Source organism: Streptomyces sp. NPDC002809 (assembly GCF_040295435.1).
Taxonomy (GTDB): Bacteria; Actinomycetota; Actinomycetes; order Streptomycetales; family Streptomycetaceae; genus Streptomyces.
The window spans coordinates 22711-41176 of record NZ_JBEOVJ010000040.1 but is presented as its reverse complement, the minus strand read 5'-3'; the positions used below and the strand labels follow the sequence as shown (position 1 = coordinate 41176).

The 18466-nt window shown below is 72.1% G+C and carries 14 protein-coding genes; 10 read left to right on the top strand and 4 right to left on the bottom strand.

Annotated features, from left to right (window positions below):
• The first annotated feature begins 2 nt into the window (after nucleotides 1-2).
• Nucleotides 3-1166, top strand: coding sequence for an ROK family glucokinase (locus ABT025_RS23070; protein WP_123463723.1), 1164 nt, complete (start codon nucleotides 3-5; stop codon nucleotides 1164-1166).
• A 14-nt stretch (nucleotides 1167-1180) separates the two neighbouring features.
• Nucleotides 1181-1771 carry a hypothetical protein gene (locus ABT025_RS23065; RefSeq protein ID WP_350997509.1) on the top strand — a complete coding sequence of 197 codons (591 nt, stop codon included), beginning with the start codon at nucleotides 1181-1183 and terminating at the stop codon, nucleotides 1769-1771.
• A 384-nt stretch (nucleotides 1772-2155) separates the two neighbouring features.
• Here ABT025_RS23065 and ABT025_RS23060 read toward each other — a convergent pair whose 3' ends face one another.
• Nucleotides 2156-2776 carry a LysE family translocator gene (locus tag ABT025_RS23060; RefSeq protein ID WP_350997506.1) on the bottom strand — a complete coding sequence of 207 codons (621 nt, stop codon included), beginning with the start codon at nucleotides 2774-2776 and terminating at the stop codon, nucleotides 2156-2158.
• A gap of 157 nt (nucleotides 2777-2933) precedes the next feature.
• On the opposite strand from ABT025_RS23060, the gene ABT025_RS23055 reads away from it, so the two are divergent.
• The gene (locus ABT025_RS23055; RefSeq protein ID WP_350997503.1) at nucleotides 2934-3386 is read left to right on the top strand and encodes an Lrp/AsnC family transcriptional regulator; all 453 of its coding nucleotides are present in this window, start codon (nucleotides 2934-2936) and stop codon (nucleotides 3384-3386) included.
• A 415-nt stretch (nucleotides 3387-3801) separates the two neighbouring features.
• Here ABT025_RS23055 and ABT025_RS23050 read toward each other — a convergent pair whose 3' ends face one another.
• Nucleotides 3802-5028 carry a metallophosphoesterase gene (locus ABT025_RS23050; RefSeq protein ID WP_350997500.1) on the bottom strand — a complete coding sequence of 409 codons (1227 nt, stop codon included), beginning with the start codon at nucleotides 5026-5028 and terminating at the stop codon, nucleotides 3802-3804.
• 493 nt (nucleotides 5029-5521) lie between these two features.
• On the opposite strand from ABT025_RS23050, the gene ABT025_RS23045 reads away from it, so the two are divergent.
• Complete coding sequence (locus ABT025_RS23045) at nucleotides 5522-6166, top strand: LysE family translocator (protein WP_350997497.1); 645 nt, start codon at nucleotides 5522-5524, stop codon at nucleotides 6164-6166.
• Between the two features lie 396 nt (nucleotides 6167-6562).
• Nucleotides 6563-6907: a hypothetical protein gene (locus ABT025_RS23040; RefSeq protein ID WP_350997495.1), complete on the top strand. Its 345-nt coding sequence runs from the start codon at nucleotides 6563-6565 to the stop codon at nucleotides 6905-6907.
• Between the two features lie 359 nt (nucleotides 6908-7266).
• Here ABT025_RS23040 and ABT025_RS23035 read toward each other — a convergent pair whose 3' ends face one another.
• Nucleotides 7267-8172 carry an AraC family transcriptional regulator gene (locus tag ABT025_RS23035; protein ID WP_350997492.1) on the bottom strand — a complete coding sequence of 302 codons (906 nt, stop codon included), beginning with the start codon at nucleotides 8170-8172 and terminating at the stop codon, nucleotides 7267-7269.
• 87 nt (nucleotides 8173-8259) lie between these two features.
• Between ABT025_RS23035 and ABT025_RS23030 the strand changes: the two genes are divergently transcribed.
• Nucleotides 8260-9270 (top strand): aldo/keto reductase, encoded by a 1011-nt coding sequence (locus tag ABT025_RS23030; protein WP_350997489.1) that lies wholly within the window; start codon nucleotides 8260-8262, stop codon nucleotides 9268-9270.
• A 134-nt stretch (nucleotides 9271-9404) separates the two neighbouring features.
• Here ABT025_RS23030 and ABT025_RS23025 read toward each other — a convergent pair whose 3' ends face one another.
• Nucleotides 9405-10007 (bottom strand): TetR/AcrR family transcriptional regulator, encoded by a 603-nt coding sequence (locus ABT025_RS23025; RefSeq protein WP_350997486.1) that lies wholly within the window; start codon nucleotides 10005-10007, stop codon nucleotides 9405-9407.
• A gap of 154 nt (nucleotides 10008-10161) precedes the next feature.
• On the opposite strand from ABT025_RS23025, the gene ABT025_RS23020 reads away from it, so the two are divergent.
• The 4 genes from ABT025_RS23020 (at nucleotide 10162) to ABT025_RS23005 (ending at nucleotide 18463) form a co-directional block, all read left to right on the top strand.
• Nucleotides 10162-10794 (top strand): NAD(P)-dependent oxidoreductase, encoded by a 633-nt coding sequence (locus ABT025_RS23020; protein ID WP_350997483.1) that lies wholly within the window; start codon nucleotides 10162-10164, stop codon nucleotides 10792-10794.
• A gap of 399 nt (nucleotides 10795-11193) precedes the next feature.
• A complete protein-coding gene (locus tag ABT025_RS23015; RefSeq protein WP_350997480.1) occupies nucleotides 11194-12054 on the top strand; it encodes a DUF4132 domain-containing protein in 861 nt (286 codons plus the stop codon).
• Complete coding sequence (locus tag ABT025_RS23010) at nucleotides 12051-17243, top strand: hypothetical protein (protein WP_350997477.1); 5193 nt, start codon at nucleotides 12051-12053, stop codon at nucleotides 17241-17243. Before ABT025_RS23015 ends, ABT025_RS23010 begins: the two co-directional genes overlap by 4 nt.
• Nucleotides 17240-18463: an AAA family ATPase gene (locus tag ABT025_RS23005; RefSeq protein ID WP_350997475.1), complete on the top strand. Its 1224-nt coding sequence runs from the start codon at nucleotides 17240-17242 to the stop codon at nucleotides 18461-18463. Before ABT025_RS23010 ends, ABT025_RS23005 begins: the two co-directional genes overlap by 4 nt.
• Nucleotides 18464-18466: the final 3 nt, after the last annotated feature.

Below are 18466 nucleotides of genomic sequence, written 5' to 3'. Positions count from 1 at the left end.
CGATGAGCACGTACCGCGACTTCACGCACCGCGGCTCCGCCCGCGCCACCGTCCTGCGGACCGTCGGCACCAGGGAGCGGCGCTCGCACCTCACCGCGCCACGGGTGCCCACGGTCGGCATCGACATCGGGGGAACCAAGGTGATGGCCGGCGTCGTCGACGCCGACGGCAACATCCTGGAGACCCTGCGGACGGAGACGCCCGACAAGTCCAAGAGCCCCAAGGTCGTCGAGGACACCATCGTCGAGCTGGTCCTGGACCTCTCGGACCGCCACGACGTGCACGCGGTGGGCATCGGGGCGGCAGGCTGGGTCGACGCCGACCGCTCCAAGGTGCTCTTCGCCCCGCACCTGGCCTGGCGCGACGAGCCCCTGCGCGACGCCATCGCCTCCCGGCTCGTGGTCCCGGTCATGGTGGACAACGATGCCAACACCGCAGCCTGGGCCGAATGGCGCTTCGGCGCCGGCCGCGGCGAGGACCACCTCGTCATGATCACGCTCGGCACCGGCATCGGCGGCGCGATCCTGGAGGACGGTCAGGTCAAGCGCGGCAAGTACGGCGTCGCCGGTGAGTTCGGCCACATGCAGGTGGTGCCCGGCGGTCACCGCTGCCCCTGCGGGAACCGCGGCTGCTGGGAGCAGTACAGCTCCGGGAACGCACTCGTCCGGGAGGCCAGGGAACTGGCCGCCGCGGACTCCCCGGTGGCCCACGGACTCATCGAGCGGGTCAAGGGCAACATCCCCGACATCACCGGACCGCTCATCACCGAACTGGCCCGCGAGGGCGATGCGATGTGCATCGAGCTCCTCCAGGACATCGGCCAGTGGCTCGGCGTGGGCATCGCCAATCTGGCCGCCGCGCTCGACCCCTCCTGCTTCGTCATCGGGGGCGGTGTCAGCGCCGCCGACGACCTGCTGATCGGACCGGCCAGGGACGCCTTCAAACGGCACCTCACCGGCCGCGGCTACCGTCCCGAGGCCCGGATCGCGAAGGCGCAGCTCGGCCCCGAGGCAGGTATGGTCGGCGCGGCCGACCTCGCCAGGCTGGTGGCCCGCCGCTTCCGTCGTACCAACCGCCGACGCGTCGAGCGGTACGAGCGGTACGCCCAGATCTACGACCAGGCGGCCAGCACCATCCGTAACACGCGCAACACCCGCACTTCCTAGGGATCCCCACACCCATGACCGCAGCCGAGCACCCCGTCGTGCCGCGCCAGTCCCCGCCGCCCGGCGAGGGACCGACGCCCGAGGAACGGCGCCGGACCGTCCGCCGGCGCCTGATCACGGCGACCATCATCGTGCTGCTCATCGGCATCCCGGCGGGCTATCTGCTGATCTCCGCAGGGCAGAGCCGCCGCTCCGGCCAGGACAAGGCCGCGGAGGCGGCGGCGCAGGGACTCCGCGAGGGCTGGCCGTCACGCATGCTCCGCCGGATCTTCGAAGTGCCGATCCCCATGGATGCCAAAGAGGTCCAGTACTACGAGACCAACAACTGGAAGGCCAGCCGGATGTACGTGCAGTTCCGCACGACGTCCAACGGCCTCGACCGGTTCCTGACCCAGGTGGGCACAGGGCGTGCCGCCCTGGAGACGGGCAAGGTCACCGTGGGCGAGCGCGACATGAAGGTCGCGGGCTGGTACTTCGGCGACGGCGTCTCGTGGGCGGGCACCACACACACCAACAAGGACCCGCGGCCGACCCAGGACATCACCGTCGACATGACCGACCCGGTGTCGCCTGTCGTGTACGTCGTCTCCGCCGCGACCCCCTGACCCAGAACCGACGGGCCCGCTCGCACGAGGTCGACGCCGAGGCCCGGGGCGCGGGGCGCGGTCGGAAAGTGACCACCGGGCCGGACGGGTCCTACCGGGCCGACCTGTTCGCGCGGGTCGGGGTCTGCCTGCCGCCGGCGGCGAGTCTGCGTTCGCAGTCAGCCCGGACGCCGTACACCTCCGGTCGGCACTCGGTCAGGGTGCGGCGGGGCGCGAGGACGGTTCCGATCGCATCGAGGCGGTCATGCGCGGCTGGAGGCCCTGGCGGTCGAAGTGGTCCTGGACGCGCTTGCGGACCGTGGGGCTCGCCTGCTCCTGCTGTGTCCGGTCTTCCGTCCCCGCACCTTCCCGCAAGTCCGCTTCGGGCGGATCGGGGCGGGGAACTCAGCCGGCCAGGCGCTCCACCAGCAGGAGGGCGCCGATGACGATCATCATGGCACCGCTGATGCGGGTGACGGTTCGGGCGGCCGAGGGCCGGGTCTTCAGGACCGTGCGGGCCAGGACGCCGACGGCGAGGTAGACGACAGCGCAGGCGGTCAGGTGCACCATGCTGAGCAGCCCGGTCTGCGCGGCGACCGGCCAGCCGGCACCGGGGTGGATGAACTGCGGGAACAGCGAGAAGTACAGCAGCAGCGCCTTCGGGTTCAGCCCGCTGATCCCGAACCCCCTGAGCATGGTCTGCATGCCTGAGGCTTCCGTCTCCCCTTCCGCTGCCACCGCCGGTACGGCGGGCTGCCGCAGCACGCCCCAGCCCAGCCACAGCAGGTAGACGGCGCCCGCGACAGTCAGGGCGGTGAGTACGGCCGGGGAGCCTGCCACGATCACCGCCAGGCCCGCGACGGCCCCCAGTGCGTAGGCCGCATGCCCGGCGACCAGCCCGATGGTGGCGGGTGCGACCGAACGTCCCCGCAGTCCGGCGGAGATCGCGTACGCCCAGTCAGCGCCCGGGGTGAACACCAGCAGCAGGTCCACCACAAGGAAGGCCGCCAGCGTCGTCGTATCCATAAAACGTTCCCTCGCATCTTTCATCTGTTTCGGCGTCTGGCTCAGCGTCTGGCTCAGCGTCTGGTTCAGCGCCCGAGAGGGAAGGCTAGGCTGGATTTGCCCGAATGTGTTTGCTTATTTACCTCACGACCGTGCGATGTGGGGGAGAATCTGTGCCATGGATGCCCTGGACCAGAAGATTCTTGCTGAGCTGCAGCTCGACGGCCGTCTGACCGTCACCGAGCTGGCCGCTCGCGTGCAGCTCAGCGTCTCGCCCTGCCACCGCCGCCTGCGCGACCTCGAACGCGAAGGCGCGATCCGCGGCTACCGGGCAGTCGTCGACCCGGCCGCGGTCGGCCTGAACTTCGAAGCCCTTGTCTTCGCCACCCTGCGCTGGGAGACCCCCGACACTGTCGGTGACTTCGAAGAGGCCGTGGCCGAGATCCCGCACGTCCTCCAGGCCCAGCGCCTCTTCGGTGAGCCGGACTACCTCCTGCGTGTGGCCACCACCGACCTGGCCGCCTTCCAGCAGCTGTACGACCACCAGCTCGCCCGGCTGCCAGGGGTCCAGCGCCTGACCTCCACCCTCGTCATGAAGAACGTCATCGACGGACGCCCCCTGCCCGAGTAGTCCTCGACGAGAGATGTGGCCGGGACGTCGAGACCCGTGCGGCGGCTCCGTCCCAGGAGTGGACGCGGTCAGCGTGGCCGCACCACCCCATGGGCCGGAAGAACAGCGATGCGAAAGCTCATCGCGCAGGGTCTGCCCGGCGTCACGCGGCAAGGGGACGCGCATTTCCGAGCATCGGTAGGACCTGGAGACGGTCGAGGCCTCCGCGTCCGGAAACGGCCTGGCGCCCCTGCGCCACGAGATCAAGAAATGGGCGGAAGGCGCACGTCCGAAGAAATGGGACGCCGGCGATGCTGCTCGATCGGGCACCTGCGAGCGCCCGCTCTTCCGTCACCGGCCACCGGTCCTGCGGTGCTTCTCCCGCGAGGTCTTCGGTCTTCCGCCCGGTCGCGGACAGGCGCAACCATGACCACGCTCAGAGGGGCTGTTCGGGAAGCCGCTGAGGGGCGCGGAGTACGAGCAGTGTGATCTCGCTGGGAGCGAAGACACGGAACGGCGGGCCCCAGAAACCGGTGCCGCGGCTGGTGTAGAGGAGGGTACGCGCGCCGTGGCGGCTGAGGCCTGCGAGGGCGGGCTGGTCGATGCGGACGAGGTGGTGGAAGGGCCAGATCTGGCCGCCGTGGGTGTGGCCCGAGAGTTGGAGGTCGATGCCGTCCGCTGCGGCCCGGTCGACGAACTTGGGCTGGTGGGCCAGGAGCAGTACGGGCAGGTCGGGGTCGGCGCCGTTCAGGGCTCCGGCGAGGTGGGCGCGGTGGCCGGCCAGGCCGGAGGACTCGGCGGTGACGTCATCCACGCCGGCGACCACAAGGGTGTCGCCCCCGCGTTCGAGCAGCAGATGACGGTTGCGCAGAGGCTCCCAGCCCAGCTCGTCCATCAGGTCGACCCAGCCCTGGGCCTCGCTGTAGTACTCGTGGTTTCCGGTGACGTAGACCCGGGCGTGGGTGGCTTGCACGGTGCCGAGCGGAGCGGCCTGGGCGCGGCGGCGTTCTGCCGTGCCGTCCGCGATGTCGCCGGTGTGGCAGACCAGGTCGGCGTCCAGGGTGTTGACCTTCGCGCAGACCCGGGCCGACCAGCGGGCGCGGTCGAGCGGGCCGTAGTGGGTGTCGGTGATGAGGACGACGCGGGTTCCGTCGAGTCCGGCTCCCAGTCGCGGGAGTTGTACGTCGAGCCGGCGTACCCGTGGTACCCGGCGGGCCTCGGCGTACCCCCACGCGAGCAGCACGGCGGCTACACAGAGGACCGCCCAACTGACGATCCGGGCCCGGCTCTGCCCGTCGCCCACGCCGGCCACGGCCAGGGCGAGGCGCAGCAGGACGCCGAGCAGGACGGACCAGGTGAACAGCACCCAGCCGACCCCGAGGAGGGTGTCTCCGATGATCGCCGCCCAGTCCTGCTGCCGTCGGCCGTGGCCGCGCACCATCGCGAGCGGCATGGCGACCAGACCGAGAACGAACAGGGCGGTGCCGCCCAGCGCCACGGGGAGCGGCCAGTGCTGGCCGGCGTGGACCAGCACCCAGCAGGGCACAGTCCACAACAGGACGGGGGCGACAAAGGGGATGTAGCGCATCAGGCGGCGCAGTCGACTCTGCTGGGTCGCATGAGCTGCACCGTCCGCGGACCGGGCTTCGCTGGTGTCGGTCACGCTTCCCTCCTCAAGTAGCCGGACTGCCGGCGCGCACTGTACCCGGTCGCCCTGGTGACCTGCGTCGAAGATTCGCTGAACAGGCGGCGGCCTTGCCGGGGATCCCGTCGACGGCCCCGGTCCGGGCGAAGGGATGCGGACGGTCGTTCCGGGTACGCGCTCGTGTCGACGACCGTGATGCCCGGCACCCGGCGGCCGAAAGACCCGAGTTCGTGTGGACGACCGTGATGCCAACCGCCCGCCAGAAGGCACCGGCTCGTGTCGACGACCGTGATGCCCGGCACCCGCCCGCCAAAAGAGGCGACGCCTCGGGAACGGGGCCGGGAGGAGGCCGGGGCACATGAAGGCGCCGAGCGGCAAGGCCGTATGCTGCAGCGGCGCGGCAGGCGCTGCTCATGCGTCGTACCCGTCCATCGCAGTCGGGCATCCCCGTTTGCAGTCGGGTATCCCCGTTCCGTATCAGGTACTTGACGAACGACCTGGAGGTCGACCGGTGATCACTCTGACCGCAGTCGGAGGAGTGGCGCTGGTCGAACTGGGCATGGCGCTCACTCCGGGACCGAACATGATCCACCTTGCCTCCCGTGCGATCACCCAGGGCCGCAGGGCGGGCCTGGTCAGTCTCAGTGGGACCGCCGTGGGATTCGTCTGCTACCTGCTGGCCGCGGCTGCGGGCCTGTCCGCGTTGTTCGCCGCAGTGCCGGTGGCGTTCACGGTGGTCAAGCTTGCCGGGGCCGCCTACCTGGCCTACCTCGCCTGGACCATGCTCAAGCCCGGGGGCCGCTCGCCCTTCGCCCCGGCCCAGGACCTGCCTCCGGTCTCCGATGCCCGCCTGTTCTCGACGGGGTTGCTGACCAACCTGCTCAACCCCAAGATCGCTCTCATGTACGCAGCCCTGCTGCCCCAGTTCCTGGACCCGCAGGCAGGCCCGGCCTGGGGGCAACTGCTCCAGCTCGGTGGTGTGCAGATCGTCGTGGGGATCTCCGTGAATGCTCTGGTCATGCTGGGCGCGGCGCGGGTTTCGGGTTTTCTGGCCGCCCGGCCCCGCGCCATGGCCGCCCAAAGGCTCACGGCAGGCGGCCTGCTCGGCGTCTTCGCCCTGCGCACCGCCCTGTCCCGCACCGCTGTCTCCGGCTGAGCCCCCGGGCCTGCGTCACTGTGAGGCCGGCCCTGCTGTGAGCGCCCGTACGAGGGCGCTGATGCTCCCCGGGGCGGTCGGCCAACCGGTCGACGACCGTATCGCCGCGCCCGCCGGCGGTCTGCGGGTCACCGACAACTCCACGGGCGCCACCTGCTGCCCGGCTGCTGTGATGGCGCCCGCGCCCGCGTTGTTCCCGCGCCGGTCCTGCCACCGGAGGCGTCGGTTCAGGGCCGTGGTGAAGCCTCGGATCCCCCCCCATCACAGGACGTCGCGGCCCTTTGGGGGAATGCAGGTTCGTTTCCTCGCCATCCGTACGGGTGAAGCGGGGATGCAATGTCCGACGACTGGGCAATGAGGATCACGGCAACGTCCCCACCAGCAGAAAGACCCACGATGCGTCTTCGCTCCGCTTTCACGGCCGTTCTCGGCGCCGCCCTGCTCATCGCCGCGACCCCCGCTTCCGCATCGGCCGCGACCGGACAGTTCCGCTATGACTACGTGACCATCGAGGGATACGAGGCCGTTGGCTTCCTCAACAGCCCGCCCAGCGGTGAGTGCCTCGATCTCCCCGGTGTCGGCCAGGACAACCCCGAGCCCGGTCACTCACCGAAGAACCGCACGGACGCCTGGGCGACGGTCTTCACCGAGCTCGGCTGCGAGGGCGACTCCTTCACTCTCCGCCCGCACACCGGCGGGGCCTCGGAGCGGCTGAAGGTGCGCTCGGTCGTCTTCGGCTGATCCACCGCCACCCCGGAGGAATCGATCCCCCGGGACCGGACAACGCTCCGGGGCCGACCGGTCCCGGAGCGGACGCGGCAGCCGGGACACGATGCCCGGCGTGTCCCGGATCGTCGCTCCCCGGCACCGGGCTCTCGCGACGGATCCGACCGAACTGTTCGGCCCGGTGGACGACTTCGTCACTTCTCGCCCGACACCGCAGCCCCGGCGGCCGGACCCTAATGGGACAGCTCTTTGCCGCGAACCGCTCTGAGCCCGACGGCTCGGCGGTGTTTCGCCGGCCTTTCGTGGGCCTTCGCGTGCGTGGGCCCGTTCGCGCCGGAGAGGCCGACTCCGAAACCCCCGGAGGCAGTCGGCCGTCAAAGGGCCTTGCCCCCCGGGGCCGCGGCGGTGCGGTTGTCGGAGAGCCGGGCGCGGAGCCGGGCCGCGTCCTGCCCGGGCGGGAGGCCGTAAGCGCTGCGGTACTCGCGGTTGAACTGGGTGGCGCTCAGGTACCCGACCGCCTGCGCGATCTGCGAAACGGTGTCGCCGCCCGCGATCAGGCGCTGCCGGGCCACCTGCAGCCGTAGCCGCTTCTGGTACTTGAGGGGGCTCGTACCCGTGGTCGCTTTGAAGTGCCGGTGCAGGCCGGCGGGGCTCATGTGCGCGACGGCCGCGATCGCGGCGATGCTGAGCGGCTCCGTGTAGCGCTCGCAGATCCAGCGGGCCACCTCGCGTATCCGGCTCGTGGTCGAGTCGGTCAGCGACCACTGGCGCAGGATGGTGCCGAGCGAACTGCGCAGCAGCCGGTAGAGGACCTCGTTCTCGATCCGTGGGGCGAGAGGGCCGATGTCCTCAGGGGCGTCGAGGAGTTCGACCCAGCGGGTGACCGCGTCGGCGAGCTCCGGTGTCATCGGTGCGCTCACCTGTCCCGGTGCGGTCGCGGCGGTCGCCGGGCCGGTCTCGTCCAGCTCGATGAGCAGGTCGGCGAGCGCTCGACCGTCGAGTCGCATGACGGCGGACCGGTAGGGCACCTTCACCAGGTCGACGGCGACCGGCAGGTCGACAGTGGTGAGGAGCATCTCGCCGTCGCGTGCGATCAGGCTCAGATCTCCCGAAGTGGTGCGCTTCGCGCCGACGGCGACGAAGCAGATCATCGGCTCGTACAGCAGGCCGGTGGGCTCGATGGGTTCGTCGGCCGCGGCAAGGGACAGCCGGGGAATCCTGCTGTCCGCCCCTGGTTCCGCCCAGTGCCGGTCGATGGCTGCGGCAAGCCGATCCAGCACGGCACACTCCCTCGCTGAGACGATCAGGCAATTTTACGCGACCGGTGCCCCATGCTCCCAGTGCTCCGTTTCCCTAGCGTGGAGGGTATGACACAGCACACGACGAACCTCCCCCGCCGGACTCTGGGCGGCCAGGGGCTGCAGGCAGGGGCGATCGGCCTGGGCACCATGGGCATGACCATCGCCTACGGGACCTCGGACGAGACGAGTGGCACCGCCACGATCCACCGCGCCCACGAGCTCGGCGTCACCCTCTTCGACACCGCTGAGCTGTACGGCATGGGCACCGGCAGCAACGAGCAGCTTCTCGGCCGTGCCGTGAAGGGCTTCCGTGACGACATCCTGCTCGCCACCAAGTTCGGCTTCGACCTCAGCGACCCGGCCAGGATCGGAAGGGCCTTCGACAGCCGGCCCGAGCACATCCGACAGGTCACCGAGGACAGTCTCCGCCACCTGGGCACCGACCACATCGACGTGCTCTACCAGCACCGCGTGGACCCGAACGTCCCTATCGAGGACGTGGCCGGCACGGTCGGCGAGCTGATCGCCGAAGGTAAGGTGCGCTACTTCGGGCTGAGTGAAGCGGGTCCCGAGACCATCCGGAGGGCCCACGCGGTCCATCCGGTCTCGGTGCTGCAGACCGAGTACTCGGTGTTCGAGCGTGCCGTGGAGGCCGAGGTCCTGCCAGTGGTCCGGGAACTCGGGATCGGCTTCGTGCCCTACTCGCCCCTCGGCCGCGGTTTTCTCACCGCGGCCGTCAAGCCGGCCGCCGAGTACCCCGCCGAAGACATGCGCAGCACGGACGACCGCTGGCAGCCCGGCAACTACGAGAAGAACCTCGCCGCGGTCCGCGAACTGACCGCCCTGGCGGCGAGCAAGGGCGCCACGGTCACCCAGCTGGCCCTGGCCTGGCTGCTCGCGCAAGGTGATGACATCGTGCCCATCCCGGGCACCCGCAGCCCGCACCGCCTGGAGGAGAACGTGGCGGCCGCGCAGGTCGCGCTCACACCCCAGGACCTCGGGCGCATCGAGGAGATCCTGCCGCACGGAGCGGCCGGCTCCCGCTACAGCGAGGCCACCCTGCCGGACTGGAAGTAGTCACCCGAACGCCACCCCGGCAGCTCGCCGGGACCTGCCGCTCCCTCTTCCGCTGTTCCGGGGGGGAGGGGGCGGTTTCCGCGCGGCCTGGACCGACGGACGACCCAGGCCGCCCGGCCGGGGGCGTCCGGCCTTCACCGGCCCGGGCGCTCGCTCGCGTCCGGCCACTCCCGCCGCTCCGCGTCGAAGCCCGCGAGCATGAGGGCGAGCCAGCGGTTACGGGTGGCGAGGGGCGCGTCGACAGGAGCGGAGTGCAGCAGCAGATAGATGTCGTCGATGGTGACGTCCGGGTGCATGTCCCCGTCCTGCTGTGCGCGCTCGACCAGGCGTCTGCCCGCGTCGGCGGCGCGTTGCAGCTGCCCCTCGCTGAACCGGTGGTCCTCGGTCAGACGGTCTGCCGTGAGACGGAAGGCGTGATCCTGGGCCGAGGTGTGGACGTACGTCGCGGCGAGCGCGCGGAACTCCTCCATCGCTGAGGACTGCTCCCGCTCCACCCGCGCCCACGAGGCCTCCGTGATCTCGGCCAGACGTTCCAGACTTCCCTGCAGCGCGGCGCTGATCAGGTCGGACTTGCTGGGGAAGTGGCGGTACAGGGTCCCGGCGGCGACGCCGGCGGCGCGGGCGATCGCGTCGGTGGACACATCGGCACCGTGGCGGGTGATCAGCTCACGGGCACTCTCCAGGATCTTGGCACGGTTGCGCACCGCATCCGCACGCAGAGTCCGGTCCTGGGCCATGGCTTCACCTCTCCGTTCCGTTGACCCGACTGTAGTCGGCTCCCACCAGCGCGGTTGCAGAAAGATGAACGTGCGCTCACTATAGAAGATGAGCCAGCGTTCACTTTATGGTGGACCCGCTTCGGCCCCCTGAGTACTCCGGAGAGAAAAGCCCATGCAGATCACCCTTCTCGGCGCGACCGGCCCCACCGGACAGCAGGTCCTCACGCAGGCCCTGGAGGGCGGCCACGGCGTCACAGCCCTCGTGCGCGACCCGGCCAGGCTGCCCCAGCGCGGCGGCAGCCGCGTCACCGTGATCACCGGAGACGCGACGGTCGCCGGTGACGTCGCCGGCGCCGTTGCGGGCAGCGACGCGGTCATCTCCGCACTCGGTCCGGGAAAGGACTTCAAGTCCACCCTGGCCACCCGGACCACCGCCGCTCTCCTGCCTGCCATGGCCACGGGCAAGGCCAAGCGCCTGGTGTGGCTGTCCGCGCTCGGCGCAGGGAACTCGTCCCGGCAGCAGTCTGTCGTTCAGGCGGCCGCGTCCAAGCTGCTCATGGGCAAGCTGATGGCTGACAAGGGTGTGGCGGACGGCGAACTCGAAGCCGGCGCTCCGAACTGCACTGTCGTCCTGCCTGTGATGCTCACCAACGGCCCGCGCACCGCCGCCTACAAGGTGGTCGACGCCGATACCCACACCGGCCGGATCGGCGGGAGGATCAGTCGCGCGGACGTGGCCGACTACCTGCTGGGCGCAGCCACCGGAAAGTACGAGGCGAAGGGCCGAGTCGTCCTCACCCGGTAGAACAGTTCGGCCGGCGCCGGCCGCCCTGCCGTGTCACGGAGCAGGACGGCGGGCGCAGTTGCCTCGGTGGTCAGGACGGCGCCGACCGGGGCGAGTCCGTCGAGCGAGGCGGGCCTGCGGGTGAGGCGGGCCTGCGGGTGAGTACGGGCGGGGCGGGCCGGTGCGCGGGCGCCGAACACGTCGGCGCGTTCCGCGGTGTCGCGGGCGTCGGCGGGACGCCGGGCATGGCCGGGAGGCCCCTTCCGAGGGCGGGCCCGTACGACGAAGCGGAGGCGCCCGGACTGATTGTCACTGGGGACGCCTAGAGTCTCTCCCACTCGTCACGGTGCGTTGCCGCTGACGGGTTTCATCAGCGTGCCGCCGCATCGGCGGCCGTCCGGAAACCGGGGAGAACAGCGCATGGGGTGGGTAACGGCGGGCGACTACGAAGTCGCCCTGGAGGCGGGCAAGGTGGTCTGCCGCAATGGGAAGGGCCGACGGCTGAAGTCCGTCCCGGCCAGATTGAAGGACGACCCGGCGGTCATCGGACTCCGGCAGTTGACCGAGTGGCTGGAGCGGCACGAACACCAGTGCCTGACCGACGTCGAGCAGTGGATGGTGCGTTCGTTGCCCGTCCCCACGGCCGTGCTGGCCCAGGTCTGGCCCGACCCGTCCTGGCAGGAGGCCCTGCGGGACGTGGTGGTCACCGGCGCGGACGGTGGCGTCGCCGGATTCCTGCGCGATGTCGACCCCGACCGCGGTCTCGGCCTCGTCGACCTGGACGGCGACACGGTCCGCATCACCCCGGACGTCGTCAGCCTGCCCCACCCCGTCCTCCTCGACGACCTCGACGAGCTGCGGGAGTTCGCGGTCGAACTGGGGGTGAGCCAGAACGTGGCGCAGTTGTTCCGCGAGGTGTGGCGCCGCCCGCCGGGCCTCGCCCCGGACACCACCTCCGTGGACACCTACGCCGGCGGCACGTTCAAGGAACTGCGCTTCCTGCACGGCCGCGTCACCCAACTCGGCTACCGGTCGCGCGGCGGATACGCGGTCTGCCCGGTCGTCGAGGACGGTGCCACCGCCGAAGCCCGCATCTGGATCGGCGAGCACGACGGATACGACGAGTACGGCACCGAGACGGGCCCCCTGGGCTGGACCGACCCTGCGGGGCGCGCGCTGACGGCCGCCGAGGTCGGCCCCGTCGCGTGGTCCGAGGGCATGCGCATGGCCGCGGCGCTCTACGCCGGCCGCGACGTGGCGGACGAGGAGCGGGCGGCATGAGCATCACGACGACGAACACCCACGCGAACACGACGGAAGCGGGCGCGGCGCCGCTCCCCGCCCAGGCCCGGGGTGAGAGCACCTCCGCCGCCGGGGCCCGCGCGGCGGCCCTGCTGGACGCGGGCGCGATCCTCCCGGTCGGCACCACCGACCGGGACGACGCCGACGCGCTGACCGCCCGCACCTACACCCACTCCGCCCTCGGCGACCGCCCCGTGGTCCGGCTGGTGCCGGGCACCCTCGGCGAAGCCGAGGACCTGGCCCTGGAGTTCCTCGGGCTGGCCCGGGCCGCCGAGGCCCCCATGGTGGGCCAGGTACGCCGCGAGACCCTGGGTTTCCCCGCCTGGGCCCTGGTCAACGACCCGGCCAACGGGCACCACGCCCTGGCCCTGGTCAAGGACATCGAGCGGCTGGGCCGGCAGGCCAGGACCCGCGCCGGAGCGGCCAAGGAGGGCTTCGACGCACTCGGTACCCGGCTCGGCCGGGCCGTGCCCCACTTCCTGCCCACCTACTACGAGCAGGTGGCACGCCTCTTCCTCCAGGCCGAGAACGCCACCTACGCCGCCTCCTTCTTCGGCAAGGCCCGCGAGGCCGAACGGGTGCACGGACTGGCCGTGGACGAGGACAGGCAGCGGGCTGTCTTCCTGGAGTTCGCCTTCGCCGGCGCGCTGACCGTCAAGGCACTGCGGCAGTACGTGCGGGACCTGGTGGCCCGGCTCGCACCGGCGGACGCCTGGGCTCAGTTCCGCCGTCTGCTGGTCGAGCGCTGCGCGGCCGGCATGCCGCCGTACGCGGCGCTGCCCCAGGACGTGCGCGCGCTGGTCAAGGCCGCCGGGCTGGACCGCGAGACCGCCGAACGCGAACTGGTGGCCGATCTGATCGGCTCCCCGGGAGTCGTTCGCGCCCCCGCCTCGTTCTGGGGTGCCTACCACTCCGCGCTCCTCGCCCTCGCTCGGCGGGATGCGGCCGTGCGAACCCGTCTCCTCGGCTTCTTCCCGGAGACCTTCAGCGAGAGCAGCCGAGAGAAGGCCGGCGAATCCGACTGGCTGGCGTTGCTGGCCGAGTCGGGCGCCGAGGACCTGCTGACCGGCCTCCCGGACACCTCCGGCACCGGTACTTCCGACTCCGCCGCCCCCTCCGATCCGTCCGTCTCCCCGGCGGACTGGCTCGCACGCTGGGAGGCACACCGCCGACGCCACCGGGCCATCGCGGGCCGCAGCCCGCAGACCCTCGAACTGGCCGCCCGGATGGCGGACCGGCTGCGCGCCGACGGGCGCCCCGTCGAGCTGTTCCAGGGCCGCTGGCAGCGCAACGCCGACCTGGACCTTCTCGACCTCTGCCTGGCCTCCGGCGTCCCCGTCGCCGAGCCCGACGACCAGGACACGGGCAACGCACAGACGTCCGGTGTCCCGGTCGGCCCGTGGCTCATCGACAACGCGCCCGGCGCACGGGACCTCGCCGCCGTCGCCGAACGGCCGGTCTTCCGCGCCCTTCTGAGCCGGAACGTCGGCGGCCTCGGCGACGGGCACGGCCAGTGGCTGAGCGACGCCGGCATGGCGAAGCTGGCCGCACACCCGGTGCTCTCCGGAATCCTGAGGGAGTGGCTGACCGCCTGCGCCCAGGAGTACGCGGCCGCGCGGGGGCTCCCCGGGCTGCACACCGCTCTCAACAGGCTCTCGGCGTTCCGCTCCGTCGTCGCGGACGTCGCCCCGGAAGCCGTGCGCCTTCTCGAGGCCCACGACGTCGTGCCGTTGCTCGCCTCCACCCTGCGTACCGGCGTCCTCGACGAACTGGGCTGGCCCGCGCTCGACGAGACCTACGCCGAACTGACCGCTGAGGCCGCCGCCACCACGCGCGGGCAGCGCCACCGGTCGAATGATGTCGGGGTCACCGGCGCATGGCCCGCCCTGATCCTCAACACTCTCGAACGGGCCGTCGTCGTCGGCCCGGAAGGCGTTCTGCTGCGGCACACCCTGCGGCTGCCCGCCACCGTCGACCACTGGCGGCAGCTCGCCTTCCGTTACGTCGACGGCGAGTTGCTGGTCATCTGGTGGGAGGACGGCAAGCTGCGCGGCTACTGGTCGCACCGTCCCGCCGAGGCGTTCACCGTCGGCGGCGAACAGATCCCCCGCTGGGGCGGCTCCGGCCCCTCGGACGAGGTCTCCCTGCCGCTGCCCGGCGGCGGCCTTGCCACCGGTGGCAAGGCCCTGCACGCGGGCGACACCTCCCTCCCGCCCCAGCGCGCAGTCATCTCCGACGGCACCGGTCTCTGGCGGGAAGGCCACCAGGGCACACAGCAGGTGTGGCTCGAGTACGACCCGGCCGGCGGCACGCACGGCCGCGCGTCCCTCCCCGCCTTCCTCCGCTCCGGAGTGCAGGACGGCAGCCGGCTGCTCACCGAGAACTGCCAGGTGCTTCCCCTCCAGCCCGGCCTGGAGAACACCCCGTTCGGCACGGACGGCACGGTCCTCGGCCGCTGGGTCCGCCGCACGGTCACCGAGCCCGGAACGGCCGCCCCCGCCGACGGGCACCGGATCGTCGCCGGCACCCCCGACGGCCACACCGTCACCCTTCCGCACCCGCTGCCCGGCGGCGGCTCCCCGGTGCCGCTCGGCGCCCTCACCCTGCCCGGAGGGGCCCGGCCGGTCGCGGCCCTGCACTACCGCTCCGTCGAAGCGCACCCGGCGGACACGGACGGTACCGGTGGCAGCCTGTGGTCCGTCACCCCCGGCTCCTCCGGCGGGGACGACGCGGCGGGCACCCCGTACGTGCCCCCCGTCGCCTACTGGCACGCCCTGCGCCCGAGGGACGAGCGGGGCTCCAACGCCCTGCGGAACCTGACGGACTCCCGGGCGGGAGAGCTGTTCAACGAGGTCGCCGCCGCGGTCACCCGGCACCTGGAGGCGTTCCGGGCCGTCAAGGAGTACACCGGTCCCTCGTCGCAGGAGCTGAGCCAGGAGGCCCTCGCCCGGGTGCTGCCCGAGGTGTCCGACGCACGGCTGCTCGCGGGCGTCACCGCGCTCGTCCGGAACGCTGTCGACCGGGCTGTCGCAGCCGCCCGGTACCTGGAGCCGCCCAAGCCCGTGGAGCCGGCCACCCCCCGGAACACCGCGCGCACCAAGGGCATGTTCTTCGATCAGGAGCCCGAGCACGGCGACGACATGACCCTCCAGGCGGCCTCGGCCTGGAACTCCGAGCGGATGCGCGGTGGTTGGTGGGGAGCCGGGCGCTGTTGGACCGTGATCCGGCAGATCCTCGCCGTCAACCATGTCCTCGGCGGCGAGCCGGCGTTCGGCCCACCCATCCTGTCCACGGTCCCGTTCACCCCCGTGGACGGCTGGCAGCGGGACGAGTACACCGTGCCCGCTAAATCCCTGACCTGGACCGAACTCCTCGGCGATCTGCCCGAACTGGCCTACCGGGCAGCCTCGGCGACCACCTCCGCCGAGCACCGCACCGGGCTCCTCGTGTTCCTGGAGACCCTCGCCGCGGGCCCGCTGGCCGACCCGGCGGGCACCGTCCGGCAGGTGGAACTCGTCGAGCCGATCTCCCGAGGGACGACCGGATCGGGACGCCCCGAGACCGTGCACCGCCTCGGCCAGGTGCTGCGCAGGGGCGCCCGCACCGTCGTGGTCCTCGCCGGCCACGGATGGAACTCCCGTAACGACGCGGTGCGCTGGCTCGCCCTGGACCACGACCCGACAGGAGCCTTCGGCCCCGTGCCGGGCTTCACCCTGGACCACGAGAAGGTTCACCGACAGGGCATCGACCGCGACCGGCTCACCCGGCTCACCGCCCAGGTACGGGAACAGGGCCCTGCACCCTGGCGCCCGGAGGCCGCCGCGGCGTTCCACACGGCCACGGGCATCGGTCCCCTCCAGTCCGCCGCCCTGCTGTCGGCAGCCGTCAAGGAGCCCGGCGCCGAGGCGCTCACGCTCCTCGGCGTGAAGACACGTACCTTCGAGGCCGCGCAGTCCAGGCTGGACGCACTGCCCCGTGACGACCGGCACGCCGTGCTCCAGGCACTGCTGCCCGCCGACCCGGCCGAGCTGTGGTCCACGGGCCCCGACGTCCGGGCCGCCGCCGAGGTGTGGCAGAAGCGCCTGGCCTCCCTCGTCCGTGTCCCCGAGGAACTGGATCTCGACCTGTCGGGCACCGCCGCGGAGGCCGTCGACCTGATCCTCAACGCGGGCTCCCGGACCTGGCTCGCCCACGGCACGTACGTCCCGGACGGCACCGGCCGCCCGGGACTGCGCCGGGCGGGCGCACGCGGCGCGGTCTCCTCGGCCGTGACCGCCCTGCGCACTCTCGCCTACACGCTGCCGTACGGGCACCCCCTGCGGGCGCACCTGCCCGTCGGGCTCACCGCGTTGCGAGACTGCCTCGCCGATCCGGACCTGTTGCTGGACCTCGGTCTGGAATGGGCCGAGTCGGGTGGCTCGATCGGCCCCGTGGTCCGCGCCGCCCACGGGCTCCCCGAGTCCGGCGGCGCCGATGCCGACGGTCTGGTCAGGGCCGGCACGGCGCTGCTCCTCGCCCCCGGCTACGCCGACAACGAGAAGCTCCTGATCCGCCCGGCCGGTCTGGCGGGCCCCGACGACCCGGCGTTCGGCCTCGTCGAGGGCACCGTCTCCCCGTACGGCACCGGCGATCTGCTCGCCCTGCGCGCCCTGCTGGACGAGGAGACCGACGCCCTGGCCTCGGCGGGCACCCCCGACGGCGCCCCGCACCACCCCGCGCAGGATCCGACGCGTGCGGTGCCGGAGCTGGTGACCGAAGCCGCCGACGCCCTCGGCCTGAGCGCGGACGCCGCCGCGCTCTACCTGATGCTGCTCGCCCTGCCCGACCCGACGGACCGCAACTGCGCCCGCTGGACCGAGTGGAAGCCGGCACGGATCAAGAAGGCCCGGACGGAACTCGCCGCCACCGGCCTCGTCGTGGAGGCGAAGCGCTCCCGCGCCGGCCGCACCCTGTTCCTCCCCTGCGGCTGGCTCGAACGCGGCGCCCCCGGACTGCCGTTGGAGACCTGGAAGGAACGCCTGTATCCCGTGACAGGGTCCACCCGGACCCTGCCCGGCCTCCCCGTGCCCGCGCTGTTCGCAGCCGCCTGGGCACGGGTCCGCGACGGCGACGCCCCCGCCTTCGAAGAACTTGACACCCGCGCAACCCGGAAGGGCCGCCGCCGATGACGAACGACACCACGACCACCATGGACAGCACCACCACGGGTGGCGTCCCGGACCAGGCGACGGCTCCCGGCCGGGAGCCCCGTCAGGTCACGCTCCCCGAGGACCGGTACGCCACCGAGCTGGCCTTCCTCGCCGCCCATGACTCCGGGCCCCGCCCACCCGGCTGGCTGCTCACCCCGCGCGCCGTCGTCACCTTCGTGATGGGCAGCGCGGGCGACGCACTCGGCCTGCCGAAGGGCGCCCGACCCGGCGCAGGGGTGCCGCCCCGCCTGGTGATCGAGCAGAAGTTCGTCGGCGAGCGCGCCCTGGTCGAGCGGTGTGTGGTCACCCTCGCCGGAGAGCGCGGACTCCTCCTCGTGGGCGAACCCGGCACCGCCAAGTCCATGCTCTCCGAGCTGCTTTCGGCGGCCGTCTGCGGGACCAGCGCGCTCACCGTGCAGGGCACCGCGGGCACCACCGAGGACCAGCTCAAGTACGGCTGGAACTACGCGCTGCTGCTCGCGCAGGGCCCCACCGAGCAAGCGCTGGTGCCCTCCCCGGTGCTCGCCGCCATGACCCGGGGGGCCGTCGCCCGCGTCGAGGAGGTCACCCGCTGCCTGCCGGAGGTCCAGGACGCTCTCGTGTCCCTGCTCTCCGAGCGGCGGATCGCGGTCCCCGAACTCGCGGGCGGCGAGGGCGCCCAGGTGTACGCGGCCCCCGGGTTCACCCTCATCGCCACCGCCAACCTGCGGGACAAGGGCGTCTCGGAGATGTCCGCCGCGCTGAAGCGGCGCTTCAACTTCGAGACCGTGGGCCCCATCGGGGACGTGGACGCCGAGACCGCGCTCGTGCGGCGCCAGTCGCGGGCGGCCGTCGAACGCGTGGGCGCCGCCTTCCAGGTGGACGACGCGGTCCTCGAAGCCCTTGTCACCGCCTTCCGGGACCTGCGCGAGGGCCGCTCCGTGGAGGGCTGGGAGGTCGAGCGCCCCTCCACGGTGATGAGTACGGCGGAGGCGGTCTCCGTCGCGGGCGCCCTTGGCCTGGCCGCCGCCTACTTCCCGGGCGACCGGGACGTGCTCTCCCTCCTGCCCGGCCATCTGCTCGGGGTCGTCCGCAAGGACGACCCCGCCGACGCGGCACGGCTGCTGGGGTACTGGGACGGGCCGGTGCGCAGGCGCGCGGAGCAGGGGTCGGCCACCTGGCGTGCCCTGTGGGACCTGCGCGCGGTGCTGGAGAACTGACGG